This is a genomic window from Pseudomonas sp. NPDC086278 (assembly GCF_050280905.1).
Lineage (GTDB): Bacteria > Pseudomonadota > Gammaproteobacteria > Pseudomonadales > Pseudomonadaceae > Aquipseudomonas.
In genome coordinates this window covers 1-1,242 of sequence record NZ_JBNNWE010000225.1, presented here as the reverse complement: position 1 = coordinate 1,242, position 1,242 = coordinate 1, and the positions used below count along the sequence as shown (strand labels likewise).

Below are 1,242 nucleotides of genomic sequence, written 5' to 3'. Positions count from 1 at the left end.
TGAACTGGCCTAATAATTCCGGACACCTCTTAAGGGCGATATGATTTCGCCAACTTGGAGGTTCCATGAACGAAAGAAAGGTCTATACCCGCGAGTTCAAGCTACAGGCTGCCAGCATGGTGCTTGATGATAACTGCCCGGTTCCGGATGTTTGTGCATCGCTGGATATCGGGCCCACCGCTTTACGGCGCTGGGTCGATCAGGTTCGCAAGGAACGTGAGGGGCAGCCCGTTAAAGGCACCAAGGCGATTACCGAAGATCAGCGCCAGATCCAGGAGTTAAAAGCCAAGATCAAGCGCATGGAGATGGAGGCCGAGATCTTAAAAAAGGCTACCGCTCTCTTGATGTCGGATCCCGATCGTTTTCGATGATCGCAGAGCTAAGAGAGTCATTTCCGACGGCTGTGGTGTGTCATGTTTTCGGTGTAAAGCGCAGCAGCTTTTATGAGTGGCTGCAGCGCCGAGCCAAACCACGAATCAAACGAGCAGAGCTCAGGCTGAAAGTGGTTGAGCTGCACAGCGAAAGCCGTGAAGCCATGGGTTCCAGAATGATCAGCAAGGGCCTGAAATCCCGGAATATTGCAGCTGGAAGGAGTCTTGTCAGGGCGCTGATGAGGGAGGCCAATATTGTCAGTAAACAACGCCAGCCTCACCCATTCAGATCGAAAGGAGTTGAAGCATTTGTCGCGCCCAACCTGCTAAAGCGCAATTTCAAACCGACTGCCGTCGATCAAGTTTGGTGCGGCGACGTTACCAGCTTGATGGTGGGCAAACGTTGGGTTCACCTGGCCATCGTCATCGATTTGTTTGCTCGTAGGGTCATCGGTTGGGCGTTTTCTCTGGTCAATGACGCCAACTTGGTCAGCAAGGCACTTCGCATGGCGACAGAGGTACGAACATGCCCTGCGGGACTGATGTTTCACTCGGATCAGGGCTGTCAGTACACCAGTCGCAAGTTTCAAGAAGGCCTGATGCACCATGGCATTTTGCAAAGCATGAGCCATCGCGGGCAGTGCTGGGACAATGCGCCGACGGAGCGTTTTTTCGGCACGCTGAAGTCAGAGTGGGTACCTCGCAACGGCTACAGTCTGATCGAAGAGGCAAAAACCGACATGGTGCGCTTCTTCATGTACTACAACCGCACCAGGCTCCACAGCTACAACCACTACCTGTCGCCAATAGCTATGGAGCAAAAAGCGGCATAAACACCGTAACCGGTGTCCGGGATTACTTGACCAGTTCA

General features: G+C 53.2%; 2 protein-coding genes. Both read left to right on the top strand.

Going from position 1 to position 1,242, the window contains the following annotated elements; all coding sequences use genetic code 11:
- The first annotated feature begins 65 nt into the window (after positions 1 to 65).
- On the top strand, positions 66 to 371 hold the full coding sequence (locus ACQKP4_RS29165; RefSeq protein WP_240635653.1) for a transposase: 306 nt from the start codon (positions 66 to 68) through the stop codon (positions 369 to 371).
- Positions 368 to 1,204, top strand: a complete 837-nt coding sequence (locus tag ACQKP4_RS29160) for an IS3 family transposase (RefSeq protein WP_427637452.1) — start codon at positions 368 to 370, stop codon at positions 1,202 to 1,204. The genes ACQKP4_RS29165 and ACQKP4_RS29160 overlap by 4 nt, the downstream gene beginning before the upstream one ends.
- Positions 1,205 to 1,242: the final 38 nt, after the last annotated feature.